The organism is Acaryochloris sp. IP29b_bin.148 (genome assembly GCF_028285565.1).
GTDB lineage: Bacteria > Cyanobacteriota > Cyanobacteriia > Thermosynechococcales > Thermosynechococcaceae > Acaryochloris.
This window is the reverse complement of sequence record NZ_JANQOY010000218.1, coordinates 1-17,806: the sequence shown is the minus strand read 5'-3', so window position 1 is coordinate 17,806 and position 17,806 is coordinate 1. Positions and strand designations below refer to the sequence as shown.

General features: G+C 48.1%; 19 protein-coding genes. 13 read left to right on the top strand and 6 right to left on the bottom strand.

Annotated features, from left to right (window positions below; translation table 11 throughout):
• Positions 1–237 precede the first annotated feature (237 nt).
• From Q0986_RS19625 to aat, 9 genes are all read left to right on the top strand, one after another.
• A complete protein-coding gene (locus Q0986_RS19625; protein ID WP_299414662.1) occupies positions 238–741 on the top strand; it encodes a LuxR C-terminal-related transcriptional regulator in 504 nt (167 codons plus the stop codon).
• A 456-nt stretch (positions 742–1,197) separates the two neighbouring features.
• On the top strand, positions 1,198–2,136 hold the full coding sequence (locus Q0986_RS19620) for a FecR family protein (RefSeq protein WP_299414660.1): 939 nt from the start codon (positions 1,198–1,200) through the stop codon (positions 2,134–2,136).
• Between the two features lie 140 nt (positions 2,137–2,276).
• Positions 2,277–2,744 carry a DUF29 domain-containing protein gene (locus tag Q0986_RS19615; RefSeq protein WP_299414658.1) on the top strand — a complete coding sequence of 156 codons (468 nt, stop codon included), beginning with the start codon at positions 2,277–2,279 and terminating at the stop codon, positions 2,742–2,744.
• 78 nt (positions 2,745–2,822) lie between these two features.
• A complete protein-coding gene (locus tag Q0986_RS19610; protein WP_299414656.1) occupies positions 2,823–3,689 on the top strand; it encodes an urease accessory protein UreD in 867 nt (288 codons plus the stop codon).
• A 13-nt stretch (positions 3,690–3,702) separates the two neighbouring features.
• On the top strand, positions 3,703–4,005 hold the full coding sequence (gene ureA / locus Q0986_RS19605) for an urease subunit gamma (protein WP_299414654.1): 303 nt from the start codon (positions 3,703–3,705) through the stop codon (positions 4,003–4,005).
• A gap of 78 nt (positions 4,006–4,083) precedes the next feature.
• Positions 4,084–4,395, top strand: coding sequence for an urease subunit beta (locus Q0986_RS19600; RefSeq protein WP_299414652.1), 312 nt, complete (start codon positions 4,084–4,086; stop codon positions 4,393–4,395).
• A gap of 161 nt (positions 4,396–4,556) precedes the next feature.
• Positions 4,557–5,339: a Uma2 family endonuclease gene (locus Q0986_RS19595; protein WP_366918633.1), complete on the top strand. Its 783-nt coding sequence runs from the start codon at positions 4,557–4,559 to the stop codon at positions 5,337–5,339.
• A 36-nt stretch (positions 5,340–5,375) separates the two neighbouring features.
• Positions 5,376–5,522, top strand: a complete 147-nt coding sequence (locus Q0986_RS19590) for a DUF2256 domain-containing protein (protein WP_299414648.1) — start codon at positions 5,376–5,378, stop codon at positions 5,520–5,522.
• 56 nt (positions 5,523–5,578) lie between these two features.
• Entirely contained in the window at positions 5,579–6,151 is a 573-nt protein-coding gene (aat, locus tag Q0986_RS19585) for a leucyl/phenylalanyl-tRNA--protein transferase (RefSeq protein WP_299414646.1), read from the top strand.
• A gap of 25 nt (positions 6,152–6,176) precedes the next feature.
• On the opposite strand, the gene Q0986_RS19580 is transcribed toward aat, so the two are convergent.
• The 3 genes from Q0986_RS19580 to Q0986_RS19570 all read right to left on the bottom strand — a co-directional run bounded on the left by Q0986_RS19580 (position 6,177) and on the right by Q0986_RS19570 (position 8,791).
• Positions 6,177–7,142, bottom strand: coding sequence for an RluA family pseudouridine synthase (locus tag Q0986_RS19580; RefSeq protein ID WP_299414644.1), 966 nt, complete (start codon positions 7,140–7,142; stop codon positions 6,177–6,179).
• A gap of 15 nt (positions 7,143–7,157) precedes the next feature.
• Positions 7,158–7,838, bottom strand: coding sequence for a PHP domain-containing protein (locus Q0986_RS19575; protein ID WP_299414642.1), 681 nt, complete (start codon positions 7,836–7,838; stop codon positions 7,158–7,160).
• Positions 7,839–7,987: 149 nt separating this feature from the next.
• Positions 7,988–8,791, bottom strand: coding sequence for a TPM domain-containing protein (locus tag Q0986_RS19570; protein WP_299414639.1), 804 nt, complete (start codon positions 8,789–8,791; stop codon positions 7,988–7,990).
• A 676-nt stretch (positions 8,792–9,467) separates the two neighbouring features.
• Between Q0986_RS19570 and Q0986_RS19565 the strand changes: the two genes are divergently transcribed.
• The 3 genes from Q0986_RS19565 (at position 9,468) to Q0986_RS19555 (ending at position 12,430) form a co-directional block, all read left to right on the top strand.
• Positions 9,468–10,454, top strand: coding sequence for an RNA polymerase sigma factor, RpoD/SigA family (locus Q0986_RS19565; protein ID WP_299414637.1), 987 nt, complete (start codon positions 9,468–9,470; stop codon positions 10,452–10,454).
• Positions 10,455–10,618: 164 nt separating this feature from the next.
• Positions 10,619–11,341 (top strand): DNA/RNA nuclease SfsA, encoded by a 723-nt coding sequence (gene sfsA / locus Q0986_RS19560; protein WP_299414635.1) that lies wholly within the window; start codon positions 10,619–10,621, stop codon positions 11,339–11,341.
• A 123-nt stretch (positions 11,342–11,464) separates the two neighbouring features.
• On the top strand, positions 11,465–12,430 hold the full coding sequence (locus Q0986_RS19555) for a DUF4351 domain-containing protein (RefSeq protein WP_299414633.1): 966 nt from the start codon (positions 11,465–11,467) through the stop codon (positions 12,428–12,430).
• On the opposite strand, the gene Q0986_RS19550 is transcribed toward Q0986_RS19555, so the two are convergent.
• The 3 genes from Q0986_RS19550 to Q0986_RS19540 form a co-directional block, all read right to left on the bottom strand.
• The gene (locus tag Q0986_RS19550) at positions 12,427–13,218 is read right to left on the bottom strand and encodes a 7-carboxy-7-deazaguanine synthase QueE (RefSeq protein WP_299414631.1); all 792 of its coding nucleotides are present in this window, start codon (positions 13,216–13,218) and stop codon (positions 12,427–12,429) included. The genes Q0986_RS19555 and Q0986_RS19550 overlap by 4 nt on opposite strands.
• A 52-nt stretch (positions 13,219–13,270) precedes the next feature.
• Positions 13,271–14,419 carry a GTP-binding protein gene (locus Q0986_RS19545; RefSeq protein WP_299414629.1) on the bottom strand — a complete coding sequence of 383 codons (1,149 nt, stop codon included), beginning with the start codon at positions 14,417–14,419 and terminating at the stop codon, positions 13,271–13,273.
• Positions 14,420–14,524: 105 nt separating this feature from the next.
• Positions 14,525–15,796 carry a glycosyltransferase gene (locus Q0986_RS19540; RefSeq protein WP_299414627.1) on the bottom strand — a complete coding sequence of 424 codons (1,272 nt, stop codon included), beginning with the start codon at positions 15,794–15,796 and terminating at the stop codon, positions 14,525–14,527.
• Between the two features lie 345 nt (positions 15,797–16,141).
• Between Q0986_RS19540 and hpnJ the strand changes: the two genes are divergently transcribed.
• Entirely contained in the window at positions 16,142–17,578 is a 1,437-nt protein-coding gene (hpnJ, locus tag Q0986_RS19535; protein WP_299414625.1) for a hopanoid biosynthesis associated radical SAM protein HpnJ, read from the top strand.
• Positions 17,579–17,806: the final 228 nt, after the last annotated feature.

The window sequence follows — 17,806 nt, the reverse complement described above, 5'->3', positions numbered from 1 at the left end:
CTGTTCATGATATCTATTGTGAAATTCCGATGGATATTTAGATTATTTGCTATTTATTCCATATTCTTGCGTAATATCCTAAATTAGTACTGATAACTTAAATGACTGTTTTTATACCGTCTAGTTGAATTATTTGATTTTCTTTCATATGTCTTTATAGACATGAGTCCTAGGCAATCTCAAATCGGTGCATATCTGCAAAAGTAAATCATTCCTAACAGATCTAGGGGCAATGCCATGGCCGATCAATTTATGCTGGGCGAATCTGCTAATTTCCTGGATAGATTAAAATCTTCTTGCATTATTAGTGAATTCAAAATCGAGAATAGCCTCTATCTAGTGGTTTTAAGTGAGATTTTCAAGTCATCCAGTTTCTCAGATGCTTCTTACAGTAAATCGAAAGCTGAACTGAACTTTTCTAATTGCACAGAGATTTGCCAATTTGAAATTAACGGACAATCTTGCGCCATTATTGAGATTAAAACTACAGAATCAACTGCTAATATCCCAAAACTATTAACTGAGAGAGAATTGCAAATTGCCCATCTTGTAGCCCAAGGCCAACAAAATAAGCAAATTGCTAAACAACTTCACATTAGTGAATGGACTGTTTCTACCCATCTACGGCGTATCTTTGCCAAACTTAACGTAGATAGCCGTGCTGCAATGGTTTTTCGCTGTGCTGACTTACTAAAAAGTCTTCAAACATTGCAGACTTTAAGCAATAGCAAACTCAACTGAAATTAGCTTTCAATTTATGACAGAAACGATAACTAAGCTACTTTAAATATAGCTGAGTTGAACATACCTACTATTTCCCCTATAAAATCCCTATCTAATTTCGTTCCATTTCAAGATCAAACCATATTAAAAGCTGAGACCTTGGTACATGAACAAAAGGGAAGTACAAGACATACTTATAAAGATTTTTGAAATTGACCAGTCAAGAATAAGTAGCATCGATTCTACAAAAATCATCATCAAAGGATGGTCAGTCATAATCTCTATCTGCACTATATGCAACCTTTCATGTCTAGATATATTGGCACTAGGAACTTTCCAAACTATCTAAACGTCCAGTTAAGCAGTTCCTCAAAATAAATCCCTTCATATCTTTGCAGATCAAGATGAGGGAATTGCCATATCTCAGCAGGCAAGGCTAGCTTTTTATTAGGAATATTACTGAGGATTTTAAGAATGGGGTTAAAAGGGACGCGATGGCTGACCGGAGCCTTTGCGGGCAGTATTCTCTTTGGAGCGTTTTCGCAGCCCGTATTGGCAGGCACCAACTTAACCAGTGCCAAAGTCTATGACTTTGACTCCCAAGTTCAATTAGAGAAAGTTAAGAAAAAGCCTCGCCTTGCCAAAATCGGTGACGTGATGGTGCCGATGGATATCCTTAAAACAGGATCCAGCGCTTGGGCCAAGCTGCTATTTAATGAAGGCACTTTGTTTCGGGTACATGCCAACGCTAAGTTCTTTTTTGTCCCCAATACCCGGAGCTTTCAGCTCAAGCATGGGTTGGTTTTATCGATGATTCAGCCGGGACAGGGGATTACGACGGTGATTACGCCGACGGCCAAAATCGTCGCCTTTGGTACAGCCCTAACAGTCCGCCATGACTCCACTCAAAATACAACCATCGTGAGTGCGTTAACTGAAAAACTCGGTCGGCCTATCTTTGTCTCCAATGATGATGGAGCCGGACAAATTCGGCTGAAAGCAGGTGAGCAAGTCGAAATTAAAGATAACGTTGTCGGTCCCGTCAAATCCTTTAGTCTGCCCGCCTTCTACCAAGCCTGCCCGATGAGTGCAGTATTAGACCCCAAGCAAGAACAACTGGTCGCCCAAGAACCCACAGAAGTACAATCGCCCTTGTTCGTTATTCGGGAAGAAACAGCGAAGGCAGTGGCTGAGCAATCGACTATTGCTGACGCCTCAGAACTGACAAAACTCTGTGCCCCCGTCCCAGAGCTGCCAGAAGAAGAAAAGACGCGACCCAACAGTGGCCCTAGAATTGGTGTTGGTGGTTGTATTCCCATTCCCTTTATCTCTTCCTGTGGCCCGCAAAGACCCGGTGGACTTCCAAACCCTGGTCAAGGCAGACAGCCAGCAGGAGTACAAGGCATCCCCTAATTAGATATCTATGTATCAGCGAAAAATGTCTTGATTCAGTAGTTTGGCAAATCAAGAATAGGTCGATCATCTAACCTCTGTCGTCACAGAAGAAAATAACAGCATAATAAAGGCAAATAGCTCATTTGATTGGTAAAGATATGACCAGTCCCCAACTCTCTAGCTCTGAGTCATCAAGTCAGCAATTGTATGAGATTGACGTTGTGGCTTGGGCGGATCGCATGGCTGAACTACTTCGGGCCAAACGTTTTGATGAGATAGATCTAGTCAATTTGATTGAAGAGGTAGAGGATTTGGGTAATCGGCATCGAGATGCTTTGAGTAGTCATCTCACCGTGCTTCTAATGCATTTGCTCAAATGGCAATACCAACCCACTCAGCAATCGAGCAGTTGGTCTGGGTCTATTAAAAATGCCAGGAAACAGATTCGCCGTCTTATTCGGAAATATCCTTCCCTTAAGAACTATCTCTTCCAGTGCTTGCCAGAGTCTTATCAAGATGCTGTTGAAGACGCTATAGATGAGACAGGGCTGGATGATAGTACTTTCCCCAAAGATTGCCTCTATTCCATAGAGCAAATCTTGGACAGTGAGTTCTTACCAAAATAGAAGATCAGGAATGCCTTGAATATCCCGAAGAAACCAGTGATACGCTATCGATACCTCTTTCATACCTAAAATAGGTGAATGCAGCAACTTGATATCCCCTCAACACCTGACGCCTCGGGTTGGCATGGTCAGCTCAACCTGTTGTATGGCAGCCGCAATCAGCAGAGCCAGGTAAAGCAAAGCTATCATCAAGCGCCTCTAAATCTCCAACGTCCCTTTTATCCCGAAGGTCCAGAGGTTTGTCATAGTGTGATGATGCATACGGCGGGAGGCATGGTGGGGGGGGATCGCCTTTCTATGGATATCGAGCTACAATCTCAAACTCACGCCTTGCTGACAACAGCGGCTGCCGGGAAAGTCTATCGTTCCAATGGTTTAGACGTCCAGCAAACTATCCAATGTCGGTTGGCAGCAGGCGCGATCTTGGAATGGCTGCCTCTAGAAACCATTCTGTTTGAGCAAGCTCGCTTCCGTCAGACCATGCAGATTGAGTTAGGTCCCGGTGCTGTCTACGGGGGCTGGGAGATCACCCGGTTTGGTCGGAGTGCCCGAGGTGAGCAATTTATGCAAGGCGATTGGCGATCGCATCTGGAGATCTGGCAACAAGGCACTCCTCTATGGATTGATCAGCAGTGGTTACCTGGGCGACCCGAGGTTTGGCAGAGTCCACACGGCTTAGCAGGACAGCCTGTAGTGGGCAGCTTTATTTGGGTCGGACAGGCTGTCGAAACCGATACTGTACAAGCTGCTCGCCATCTTTGGCAAACCGTTGCCTCCCCTCCCACTACAGTAGTGGGGGTGACTCGATTACCCTTGGGGCTAATTTGCCGATATCGTGGCCCCTCTAGTCAAACCGCCCGACAATGGTTTATACAAGTGTGGAATCTGTTGCGGTCTACCTATCTGGGACGACCGGCCTGTCCACCCCGCGTTTGGCCACTCTAAAACGAGGTAATCCATGCAACTTACGCCTCAGGAAAAAGACAAATTGCTCGTGTTTACGGCAGCATTGCTTGCGGAACGACGCAAGGAACGGGGACTCAAGCTCAATTACCCGGAAGCGGTGGCCTATATTACGGCGGGTATTTTAGAAGGGGCACGAGAGGGGCGCACCGTTGCTGAGTTAATGAGTTATGGCACGACTCTTCTCAGTCGAGAAGACGTTATGGAGGGAATTGCTGAAATGATTCCTGAAGTCCAGGTAGAAGCCACTTTTCCAGACGGGACGAAGTTAGTTACCGTGCATCACCCTATCGCTTAGCACTAGACAAATGCGAAGTCCTAGATCTCTATCCAAAAGTGCCGTACAGTTGCTAGCAAGCAAACTTGAGGGATAGTTATGATTCCGGGTGAAATTTTACCTGAAGCGGGTGATATTGAACTGAATGCCGGACGGCCTACTCTAGTCCTCACCGTGGCTAATACAGGTGATCGTCCAGTCCAGGTGGGGTCTCACTTCCACTTTTATGAGGTTAATCCTGCCCTTGCCTTTGAGCGTGAACAGGCCAAAGGCATGCGCCTTGATATTCCAGCAGGCACTGCCGTGCGATTTGAACCTGGGGATCAGCGAGATGTGACTTTAGTGCCATTGGTCGGGCAACGGCAAGTGTTTGGCTTTAATGCCAAAATTCAGGGATCTTTGGACGCCTAAATTCGATATTTAATGACCCAAGGTCACGTCTTCTTTGCCTAGTCTACTGAGCGTGCTCAGGCCGTAGCGTGGATCTCAGAGAGAGCGAGAGATGGCGTTGAGCCTGCCAGAATTTGCTCTTTATAATTGAAGAAGCGATGTCCATCAGCAGCGGACCACCGATGGTTACCCAGCCTCTATATACCAACTTACCGAGTACTGCAGAGTTACCCTGCTCAGACGATACCCCTGTGGATAACGAAGACCAAAATTTGCTGCCCAACTTGCTGCTATTTATGCTGTGCAATCTTTGGGCAGATCGCATGGATTGGTACTTCGGGGTGGATATGGCGATCTACCATACCACTGGTGTGAGTCCTAAGGTACCAGTGGTACCCGATGGATTTTTAAGTTTGGGGGTAGAGCGTAAGAAGGGCGGCAAGTCTCGCCGGAGCTATGCCACCTGGGAAGAACAGGATATTGTCCCCATCCTGACCTTAGAAATGGTTTCTCATCAGCCCGGTGGCGAATATGCCGAGAAAATGGCTATCTATGCCAAATTGGGCGTTCTGTATTATGTCATCTATAATCCCGAATTCTGGCAACGGGATCGCCACCAGCCCTTTGAGGTCTACAAGTTGGATCAGGGGACCTATCATCTCCAAATCGGAGAGCCATTTTGGTTACCTGAAGTGGGCTTGGGGATAGGACGTTGTCAGCAAGTCTTTGGGGGAATTGAGCAGGAGCTGTTGTGTTGGTATGACGAGCAAGGACAATCTTTCCCCACTCCAGAAGAAACCATTCAGCACGTTCAATCCCAATTGCAGGCCGAGCGCCAGCGAGCTAATGCAGAATCTCAGCGGGCTAATGCAGAATCTCAGCGAGCTAATGCAGCGTCGCAGCGGGCTGAAAAATTAGCTGAGTATTTGAGGACCCAAGGGATTAATCCCGATGATATCCTCTGACGCATTGAGTCCAAAGACGGGAAATTTGGAGTGAGGATGGCGACTCGAAAACGTGATTTACCGACGAAGATTTGTCCGGTATGTGGCTTGCCCTTTACCTGGCGGAAGAAATGGCGAAACTGCTGGGAAGACGTGATCTACTGTTCTGAGCGGTGCCGTCGGAACCGCAAATCCTCTTCTTGAGGGTTCTGCTGACGCCATTCACTAGCAAATGCCTCCAAAACCATTGAGACAATGAGATGTTGCAGATCAATCCGGTCGAGATTATTGCTGGGTACCGCCAGGGCTATTTTTTGATGGATAACGGCGAGGGACTCGGTTGGTATTCCAGCCAAAGCCGGACATTAATGCCTTTAGATGAGCAGTTTCGCTATCCGCGATCGCTGCGTCGTTACCTGAATCAAAATCGGTTTACCCCAGCCATTAATCGGGATTTTGTAGGGGTGGTCAATGGCTGTGCCAATCGAGAATCCACCTGGATTTCCGGTGAACTGAAGGACATTTATCTGGCCCTCTATCAAGCGGGTTGGGCTTACAGCTATGAAACCTGGCAGGGAGATCAGCTGGCAGGTGGGATTTTGGGCCTTGTCATCGGTGGGGTATTTATTGGTGAATCGATGTTTTTTAATATTCCTGAAGGCTCGAAGGTGGCGATGGTGAAGTTAGTGGAACATTTGCGATCGCAACAGTTTCTCCTGTTTGATGTCCAGATTATGAACCCTCATCTAGCCCGATTTGGTGCCTACACCATTTCAGAGAAGGAGTATCAACACCAGCTCCAGCAGGCCCTTCAACTCCAACGCAGGCTATAAGCAGAGTGATCTGCTTTAAAGATAATTAGGTAAGGGGAAACGAACCCACATTCGCCTGCCGTTGGAGGCGCTGGAGTAATTTAGTAAAGTCGGTGGGCAAAGGAGCTTGAGCCTCCAATTTGTCTTGGGAAATCGGATGTTCTAGACATAAACGCCAGGCATGCAGAACTTGTCCAGACAAATTCACCCCCACAGATGCTCGGCCGCGACTGTAGAGCGGATCACCCACAATCGGCCACCCCATCCGAGCACAGTGCACTCGGATCTGATGGGTGCGTCCGGTTTCCAACTGAAATTTTACTAACGCATAATTGCCTAAGGGTTGCAAAAGTTGCCAGCGGGTCGCCGCGGCTTTACCCCCTTGGTCTTCTGGGACCACTGCCATTTTGATCCGATCTGCAGGATGGCGACCAATAGGGAAGTCCATCCGGCCTTGGAGCAAAGACGGGCGGCCATAGACAATACCGATATAGTCACGGCGGGCCGTTTTTGCCGCAATTTGGGCCTGAAGATGTTGATGGGTGTAGTCTGTTTTGGCAACGACCATGGCCCCACTGGTATCCTTATCCAGTCGATGGACAATCCCAGGGCGCTCAACGCCACCAATCCCCGAGAGAGAAGACCCCTTGTCCGTGCAGCAATGGGCGAGTAAACCATGCACGAGGGTGCCTGTTGCATGACCTGGGGCGGGATGGACCACAAGGCCTGCCGGTTTATTGACGATCAGCAGATGTTTATCCTCAAACAGGATCTCTAGATCCATCGGTTCGGGATCGAGCGCCAAAGGCTTGGGGGCAGGAATTTGAACCTGAACCTGATCGCCTGGTTGCAGAGCAGATTTCTTAGCGGTGCAGACCTGATCATTGATGTGGACATGGCCCTGTTCAATCAGTTTTTGGATATGCGATCGCGACAATGAATCGATCTGATCGGCCAGCCAGCGATCGACCCTGGCAGCAGCCCCTTCAAGCGAAAATTCCAATTTCTGCATGGGGTGTGATCCCAGTTAGCGGCGGCGACAAATATCTAAACCGTGAGTATCGGTGCCGCAGGTTTGCAGTAAGCGGTACTGACTGGCGAGTCGCATCAACGCATGAGTTTGAGACGGACTAGGCTCCCACGGATCGTGATTGCCATAGCAATAAAAGGTTTCAATCCCATCAATCCCATTTTGGACGGCTGCGCCCACGAGTTCTTTAACCGACCGCCGATATCGAGCAGGATGGGCTAAGACCGCGAGTCCCCCGGCTTGATGGAGTGCGGAAATCACTTGGTTGGCTTGAGCTTCGTGCCCTGTTGGAGCTGAACCCATCAGATAAGGCTGTAGCGCAGAATGGTTGGGATTAAAGCCATAGCCCAAAATATGAACTTGTGTTTCCAACAATGAGGAGGTAATTTCGATCCCTGGCCAAAGGTAAGGTAACGGCTGGGAACTCGTTTGGGAATGGGATTGAAGAATATCTAAGGCGTGCCGATACCCACCAACACTATGATGATCGGTAATCGCCAAGCTGGTCAGACCCCTTTGAATCGCCTGCTCAATCAAATGCTGGGGCTCTAGGCGCCCGTCAGAATGGAGGGTATGAAGGTGAAAGTTGTAGGTGGATGGACAACTGGCAGCAGTAATGGACTGAAAGATCTCTTTCAATCGGTGTAGGTCGGTTTGGCGTTTCTTCGTTACAGTCACTAGGCACTTACTTGAATGCGATGCCCCCAGATTCCAACTATATCCCAAGATTTTTGAGATGTTCAGTGTCCAAAACTGCAAAAGCTAGCTGGGATATGGATTTGTGCCTTAATTACAGGAATTTAAATTATTTAATCCTACAGACGCCCTTAAGCTTCGGAGGTGGGAGGTGCTTTGTAGATAGGGGTTAAAAAGGCAATTAAGAACCCCACCAAGAAGCCCGCCACATTCCTAAAAATAGGCAACCACTCGGACGTTCGGGCAATCACAGGACCAATCCCGAAGGAAAAGAAACAAATGCCCCATAGCGGCGAGAAAATCAACATCCACTGCCAAGCAAACACTTGATCGGGTTTACGAGGGTGGGCAGAAAATCCGCAGATGATCCCACCGATGACAGAGGTAATCAGGGTAAAGATCCACTGTTCCTTGGGTAGACCAGGCACCACTCGACAGCCGCCTTGATTCAGGCAAGTCTTGACAGAGTTAATGGCTTGAATAATAGATTCATCTTCGCCATTCTCTTGGACGAAGTACTGGTTACCGAACCGAGTCTGCAATTCTACCCAGAAGGTGCGCGGTAGCAGCTGATAGACAGAATCACCCACATTAAAATTGAGAATATTGCCGCCCCGAGAGTCAGCGACTAAAAGCACACTTTTTTCATCCAAGTTCCAAAAATCTTTGACCGCTCGACCTGGCGTGCGATCATATTGCGTCAAGATTCTTAACTTCCAGCCTGTCTCTTGTTCAAAATCCCCTAAGTCTTCGTCCAGTCTACTTTTTTGGACGCTCGTCAAGGCTTGTGCTAAATCGACGATAGACGTCGGTTCTTTAGGTAATAGCTCTGGTGCATCGAACGCTTGGGCAGGGAGGAAAGCCCCCCAAAGACCAAAGCTGAGTACCAGACCGATACCAGCAACCAATACTCGACGAACAAGATTACGTTTCATTGGAACTCGATAGAATTAAAGTCAGAAGGCGACAATTAGCAACTAATTAAGTTATTTTGTAACACTTATTTAAGTTACTTAATCATAATAGTACGAATCTTGAATCCTTGGCATTTTCACTAGCCATGGGGGATCGGGCGTTAATCAAGTTCTCAGCCCTCAAAAATCAACGATGACCACCGCTCAAGCTGACGAATGTTGAAATGAGTATCAAGCTTGGGCATGAAGTGAAAATTTTTCTCTGTCTTGGGTACGCTATGCCGTATATCAGCGTTCAGTAAAGGTTAGGTAATAGTGGTTAGCTAGGGATCATAAGCTGATATATACCTAACTCTCAGTCTATTTTCAGATACATAGGCGAAGATGTAGTGGATTTGAAACTTAATAAGCTACAAAGCAGTCTCAAAATACGAGGTCGATGAGTGCAAGGTTGATGGCTTAATAATCGACAACAATGTGGAGGTTCAGCAAAGATGTACCCATCGGATACGGTTTACCGAATCTTTGGGGCTTTGACCAAGCCTGAAAAAATGGCCTATTATGGGAGAACAAACTCATACTGACTTCGTCTTTGATCCACTGACTCCATTCTATTCCTGTTTTATTTAGCCACTTTTACTGAAATTAGATAGTCCTACAGACAACATCACCTTCCTAAAGGAGGTAGCTCAAGTCCATGTCCAATACCAAAGCCAGAAAGCAGGCTGTCTCTGTGTCTTCAACAACAGATATGGTTCGTACCTATCTTCATGAGATTGGTCGAGTGCCTTTGTTGACTCATGAGCAAGAAATCATTTTTGGTAAGCAAGTACAGGCCATGATGGCCCTGCTAGACTTGCAGCAAACCTTAATCGATGACTTAGGGCATGAACCTTCTGTAGAGCAGTGGGCAGAGAAAGCAAACCTTAGCCCAGCTCAGCTTCAATTCACGCTGAATGAAGGGCAACAGGCCAAGCAAAAGATGATTGAAGCGAATCTAAGGCTGGTCGTTTCAGTAGCTAAAAAATATCAGAAGCGCAATCTTGAACTTCTCGACCTGATTCAAGAGGGGACGTTGGGGCTAGAACGAGGCGTCGAAAAATTTGATCCGACCCGGGGTTACAAGTTCTCGACCTATGCCTATTGGTGGATTCGGCAGGCGATCACCCGTGCGATCGCACAACAAGCCCGCACCATTCGCTTGCCCATCCATATCACCGAGAAACTAAACAAGATCAAAAAAGCCCAGCGTGAGTTATCGCAAAAGCTCGGTCGAAGTGCAACCCCGAGTGAAATCGCCGAGGCATTGGAGCTAGAGCCCAGCCAAATCCGAGATTATCTCACCATTGCCCGTCAGCCCATCTCCCTAGATTTAAGAGTGGGTGACAATCAAGATACCGAGTTGCGGGACTTGCTAGAGGATGATGGTCAGTCGCCGGAGCAATTTACGACCACAGAAGCGCTGCGCGATGATGTTCATCAGTTGCTTAAGGAGTTAACCCCTCAGCAACGGGATGTCTTAATGCTGCGATTTGGCCTGAACAATGGCAAGGAATTATCCCTTGCTAAAGTAGGGCAGCAGCTGAGCCTTAGCCGAGAGCGCGTTCGTCAACTTGAGCGACAGGCGCTGGATTATCTACGCCGTCGTAAAGGCGAAGTACGGGAGTACATCGCTGCCAGCTAGCCAGCTAGTCCCTAGCTAGTCTCTCTCCTTATTGGTGCTGATCGGCCTCCTGTGTAGACATCTGTCCATCGGAGGTCGATTATTTTTGTCATGCCTCTTGGAGACAATCCTGCACGGATGGGTTAAAGTCAGTCCAGCCCGTATTCCCGAGTGGCAAGATTAACATGGCTTGGCTCTATCAATACCCATCCTTAATGTCAGGAACATTGATCAAGCGATACAAACGCTTTTTCGCCGATATTGAATTAGAAACGGGAGAGGTGGTCACGGCGCATTGTCCGAATACAGGCCCCATGACCGGAATTTCTACCCCCAATAGTCGGGTTCAGATCTCTCGCAGCAACAACCCCAAACGAAAATTAGCCTATACCTGGGAAATGATCGAGGTTTGTGACACTTACCCCACTTGGGTGGGTGTGAATACTCATCTTCCCAACGTGGTTGTCAAGCAGTTGCTCCATCAACATCTGTTACCCACTTTAGGCGACTACGAACAGGTTAAAGCTGAGGTGCGCTATGGTCAGGAGAACAGCCGGATTGATTTTCTGCTCACAGGCTCAGAAACCCGGCCCGTTTATGTGGAAGTCAAAAGTGCAACTTGGGCTATCGGCAAGCAGGCACTGTTCCCCGATACCGTGACCACCCGTGGCCAAAAACATATTCGCGAACTGGCGGCGATGTTACCGGAAGCTCGAGCTTGTTTATTATTTTTTATCAATCGGGGCGATTGCACCACCTTTGCTCCCGGAGATCAGGCGGATCCCGAGTATGGGAAATTGCTCAGAGAAGCCGTGGCCTCAGGTGTAGAACTCTTGCCTTGTCGATTTGAACTGACCCTGGAAGGCATTCGTTATCTGGGATTGGCAGAGGCTGAATTATCTGGCTAGTCGAGATCAGGCGCTTTTAGCCTTACGATGGAGGTGCCCTGATTTTTCTCTCGAGAATGTTCTTATTTTTAGCGGAAAATCGTGATTCCCCCCTGAGGATGTTAGGGTAAAAACGATTTAGTTGTGGGGTCAAGATTAACGATGGTCGATCGCGATCGTCTATTTAAAGACTTACTCAAAACCTTTTTCCTGGAGTTTGTCGATCTCTTCTTTCCCAAAATTGCGGTCGCCATTGACCCTAAATCAATTCGCATCTTAGAAACTGAAGGGTCTCAAAAAAAGCAGGAGCAAGAAGAACCAGAGGCTGCCCTGCCTTCCAAAGCGGCTGCATCAAGCTCTGATATTTTGGTGCAGGTCCAAATGCGAGGCCAAGAGTCCTGTTTTTGGGTGCATTTAGACCAGTCCACAGAAGCCGCCATTAAATCTGAGCGCCGTGTTTTTCACACCTTTGCCCGTTTGGATGCGCAATATAATCTGCCCATCTACCCGATTATTTTGCAATTTTCAGAGACTTCCCAACCTCTAGACACCAATGGGTATCGCGTCGAGTTTGTGGATCGCCGAGTTCTAGACTTTAGCTTTGTCGCCATCCAACTGCATCGATTAAACTGGCGTGACTTTTCACAACGGCGTAACCCAGTAGCTGCGGCATTAATGCCAATGATGAATGTGCAAACCTTTGATCGTCCCGTTGTTAAGGCTGAATGTCTCAGATTGCTCACAAATTTGCGTTTAGATGCCAAGCATGTCAAGGTGGTTTCTGAGTTTATTGAAGTGTTCCTTAAACTGAGCCCTGCTGAGGAGCAGATGTTGCAGACAGAACTGGAACGGATGGGGCTATTAGAACGGGAGCGAATTACCAATTTGCTGGCCAATAACACCCAGGAAAAGCAACAGCAAGGGGCAGAGCGGGAGGCTCTCACCCTCGTTTTTCGGCTGTTAAAACGACGCATCGGTGAGCTTAACCCCGAGCTGGAGGCCCAAGTCCGACGTTTGCCTGTGAACCAAGTCGAAGACTTGGGAGAAGCACTGTTAGACTTCAACCATGAAGCGGATTTGAAAAACTGGTTGCAAACCAAAACCCCTTAAAGTTGCCCCATAAATTTATGGGTTTGGGGGATGACTCTAATATGGGGGCAGATCTGTTTTAAGTCTGATTGCCATGTCAGGACTTGGCTCGGCGTAGGCGGTTGGACCGGATGATGAGCCGATAAAGGCGTTACCGGTTGTAAAAAAATCGGAATCGTCGGGTTAATATCAGCAACCAGCTGAGCAGCCGTAACCAAGTCTGACCACTGCGTTTGGGCAGAAATAATCAGCTTACAAAACACGTCTACAGCAGCCTGGTGGCATTGCTCTAGACTGCGGCCATGTTGGTCCCAGTGAGACTCACCACTCACGCTGGGTAACTTCAGATCCATCCCCACACTGTCTAGGTAAGGTAATAGCTGCGCCAAGGCGTCTGGGTGGTGCCCTCCGGTTTCTAAGTAGAGTGGCAACTGAGTTTGATGGCGGATGCGAGGTAATAATACCGCTAAGAAGGCGGCATGAAGGAGAGGCTCTCCTCCCGTCAAACTAATACTGTCATGAAGGCCGGGCTGATCTTGAGCGTTTAGCCACTGCAAGATTTGGGGAAGGGTGACAGGATTTTGGTGCGTGACAAAGTCCCGCAAGCCAGGGGATTGCTCAATTTGGCAGGTAGGTTTTGCAGTCCAAGTATGGGCACTATCGCAGAAGTGGCACCGCAGATCACAGCCACCAAAGCGAATAAAAATTTGCCTTGTCCCCACATTAAGACCTTCTCCTTGGATAGCGGAGAAGATCTCAACTAAGTTAACGGTGGACTGCTCTAATAAGAGGGGGCTTGGACTGGCCATCGCGGATGGTATCAACACTTCTCTAATGACGCCGCTGATTTAAACCGAGGTTCTAGCCAAATCCTTTACTGCGATTGTTAGAAACGGTGGTTAAGCAGTTTTCGATTTGCGATCGCAACTTTTCATGATCCAAATTTTGGCCAATTAACACCAACTGATTTTTGGGCTCGCCTCTCCAGTCCTCATCATCTAGAGAGAATCGCTTACCACTTAGGTGAAAGACATGGCGTTTCTCACTTTCATCGAACCACAGAATCCCTTTGGCACGGAAAACGTTGAGGGGAAGTTGTTCATCCAAGAAATGCTGAAACTTTCGCACTGAGAAGGGGCGATCGCTCTGGAAAGAGAGGGATGTAAACCCATCGTTATCTAAATGATGGGAATGGTGGTCATGATCATGCTCGCAATGACCGTGATCGTGGTCGCAGTTGCTGTGGTCGTGATGATCGTGGTCGTGTCCATGATCGTGGTGGTCGTGGTGGCCGTGATCGTGATGGTCGTGATCGTGGCTATGACCGTGCCCATGATCGTCGTGATCATCTTCAAAGTACTTATCGGATTCAAATAGCCCGACACTCAAAATCAGCGGTAAGGAAACCTGACTTTTGGTGGTTCTAATGATCCGAGCACCTTCTCGCATTTCCCGAACCCGCACTTCTAGCAGATCCAAATCTGCTTCATCTACCAGATCAGCTTTGTTAAGCAAAATAATATCGCCATAGGCAATCTGGCTTTGGGCGGCTTCGCTATTGAACAGATCCAGACTGAAGTTTTCAGAATCGACCACCGTGACGATTGAATCCAAGCGCGTCACATCCCGCAAATCAGTGCCTAAGAAGGTTAAGGCGACCGGTAAAGGATCAGCCAAGCCTGTCGTTTCAACAACGAGATAGTCGATTTTGTCGGACCGTTCCAGAACCTTATAAACGGCATCAACTAAGTCATTATTAATGGTGCAGCAGATGCAGCCATTGCTCAGCTCCACCATATCTTCACCCGTGGTGATCAGGAGGTCATTATCGATGCCAATTTCACCGAATTCATTGACCAGAACAGCCGTTTTTAAACCTTCTTGGTTGGAGAGAATATGGTTTAACAGGGTTGTTTTGCCGCTGCCCAGAAAGCCTGTAATAACAGTGACGGGTAACCCGCGCTTATCAGCCGTCATGGCCTGAGTGGGTTCGGAAGTTGTTGTGGTCATAGTCTTGCTCAGAGATGCAGCCGCTGAAGAACAGATAAAAAAGTGTAGTCCCCATCTTTCATACTAAAGGATGGCTCTTTGGGAAAGTCCTAAATCTTTCTAAATCTAAGGTCGTTTGGTGACTCGGCCTGGAATCGCAGCCACTGTCTGCCAAACGGGCAGCAAGTCATTTTGCAACACCTCTAGCCACGTGGGCCAATGCTGATCAATATGGGCAAGGGTGGCTTGTTTCATCTGGGCGAGCTGATCTGGGTCGTGATATAGGGTTGCGATCGCACCCGCCCAAGTCTCGGGCAAATCGTCTTCAATCACAATGCCATCTTCCCCAGATGCCTGTACTGACTGGTACGCGCCGCCGTGACTAGAAATAATCACAGGTAACCCCGACGCTTTCGCTTCCACAATCACATTGCCTATAGTCTCCGTTTGGGAGGGAAACACAAACAGATCGGCACTGGCAAAGATGGGACCTAGCTGATCATGGTCAATCGTTCCTGTTAAGGTCACATGGTCTCCCAGGATAGCCTGCACTTCCTGATCGCTACTGCCCTGACCGACGACAAGGCCATGAACGGGCAGCCCCTGATCCAGCAGGATCTTCACCGCTTGGGCAAAGGTAAGGATATTTTTGCAGGCATCTAAACGCCCTACAAATAACAGCAGAAATTTCCCAGGAGGGATGTTGTAGGTTTGTTCCAGCCCCGATCGATCGCGATGGTGAGGATGAAACAATTCCTTATCAATGCCCCGTCGGAGGTGGGAAATTTGTGACTTGGGTAAGACGCCATTGACTACCCCAAAGTCAGAGGGCTGAGCCGTCAGCACATGAGCGCAGGACTGCCAGTAGCGCTTTTGCCGAGCCACCATCAACTGCTTATACCGCCGGGGAATTTGCAGCTGTTGGGACAGCAAATGATTGAACCATCCCTGGCCAAAGAGTTTCTCCAGGGCCTGTTCTGTATAGATTCGAGAATATTCTGGTGTATCCGTATGAATTGAAGCGATTAAGGGTTTGCCTTGTTGCTGACAATATCGTTTGGCCGTCTTCCCAAAGGTGAACTGAGGGTGGGTGATATGGACAATATCTAGCTTTTCCAAATAAGGAATGAGAGAGGGATTGGATGGGGCAATATCTGTATGTCCGGGAACATCCTTTAGGAAGGTCAGGCGTTCAGTACTAAACCGAGGGGGATGCAAAACGTAGCGAACATTGGGAGAGAGTTCGATAACCTGCTCTTGGTCCCCTAAAAAATGCAGGCTTAGTGTTAGCTCTTCAGGTAATGTGGCTGCGACTTTGGCAAAGGATTCCCAGCATTTGACATGCCCGCCTGCGGCTTGGTGCCATCTTAAATCTATAAACACCCCAACCGAAACCATATCTCATCCTTTAACTGATCGTGATCACAGAATATCGAGCGGTGGCCCCCAATAATAGCGATTTGAAGAAAATATCTGTTCTGCTGGTTGAATCAGACGGTTGAAAACCCATCTAGAATGCAATTTAAAACTAACGTTTGGTACCTCAAGGAGCAGAACTGCCATAATATCTATCCCGACTGGATAAATCAACTGCAACCGAGACAGAACCCACGGCCATGCCAGGCCAGTTTTTGATACGCTATGGTGGCTTCAGTGTTCTGGGCATTTGAGGGATGGTCCTCAATTGATGTTTCTAACGCTAGAAACTTCGCTGTGACGCATCTGTAAGTGAGGAGTGAAACTATGCAGAAAACCTTATTTTTGAGTCCCCCCTCTTTTGATGGATTTGACGGGGGTGCTGGCGCTCGATATCAGGCCAAACGCGAAATTACTTCCTTTTGGTATCCCACCTGGCTGGCCCAACCTGCAGCCTTAGTGCCGGGAAGTAAGCTGATTGATGCCCCTCCCCATGAACAAACCGTCGAGGATGTGCTGAAGGTCGCCAAGGATTATGACTTGGTGATTATGCATACCAGCACCCCTTCCCTGGCCAATGATGTTAAATGTGCGGAAGCGATTAAGGCTCAAAAACCGAGCACTCAGGTTGGCTTTATTGGTGCCCACGTTGCCGTTTTACCGGAAGAAACTCTGCGGGATAACCCCATTATTGATTTTGTCTGTCGCAACGAATTTGACTATACCTGCAAAGATGTGGCCGAAGGCCTGCCTCTATCAGAAATCAAGGGGCTCAGCTATCGCGACCCAGAGAATCAAATTCAGCACAATCCCGAGCGTGACCTAATCCATGATTGGGATGCCATGCCTAGTGTCCTGCCCGTTTATGCTCGTGACCTGGATATCAAAAAGTATTTTATCGGCTACCTTCTCCACCCCTATATTTCCTTTTATACCGGGCGTGGCTGTCCCGCTAAGTGCTCCTTCTGTTTGTGGCCCCAAACGATTGGTGGCCATAATTACCGCGCTAAAAGTCCCGAGGCCGTGGGCAAAGAAATGGAGCAGGCCAAGTATCTGTTCGGGGATACGGTGCGGGAATATATGTTTGATGACGATACGTTTACGATTGATAAACCGCGTGCGATCGCAATTAGTGAACACCTCAAGCGCCTAAAACTCACCTGGAGCTGCAACGCTCGGGCTAACCTGGATTACGACACCCTCAAGCAGCTACGGGATAACGGACTCCGGCTATTGTTAGTGGGGTTTGAATCGGGCAACCAGCAGATTCTAGACGGCATCAATAAGGGCATCAAGCTTGAGGTGGCCCGAAAATTTATGGCCAACTGCCGCAAACTCGGTATCACCGTCCACGGCACCTTCATTATTGGCCTTCCCAACGAAAGCCAGGAAACTATCGAAGAAACGATTCGGTTTGCTTGTGAGGTGAATCCTCATACCATTCAGGTTTCGATTGCGGCCCCCTATCCCGGTACGGCCCTTTACGCCCAAGCCAAAGAGAATAACTGGTTTAGCGACACCTCTCTACTCGCAGATTCAGGGATTCAAACCTCAACCTTGGCCTATCCCAATCTTTCCAGTGCCGCCATTGAGGATGCTGTCGAGCGCATGTATCGCCGCTTCTACTTCCGACCTCAAGCGATTATTCCGATTGTGGGTGAAATGCTGGGAGACCCACAAATGTTGGTTCGTCGTCTGCGGGAAGGGCGGGAGTTCTTTGCTTATTTGAAAGAGCGACAAACTGAGGCAGCAGCTAAAGTTTGAGGTTATAAAGTATCGCCTCAAGGTTTGAGTGGCCTGAATCGATTCCCTCCCTCTCCGGAGGGGGGAGTCAGCGATCTTTAGAACCATGAAATCTGCAGTTTATTAGGGAACCATCAAATACAGATTGAATTCATTGGGGGTTATGCAAGTGATGATCAAACTGGGCAGCAGGGACCATAAACAACTGTTCTGTCGTAGCTTTTTAGACACCTATTTGGATTACGAGCC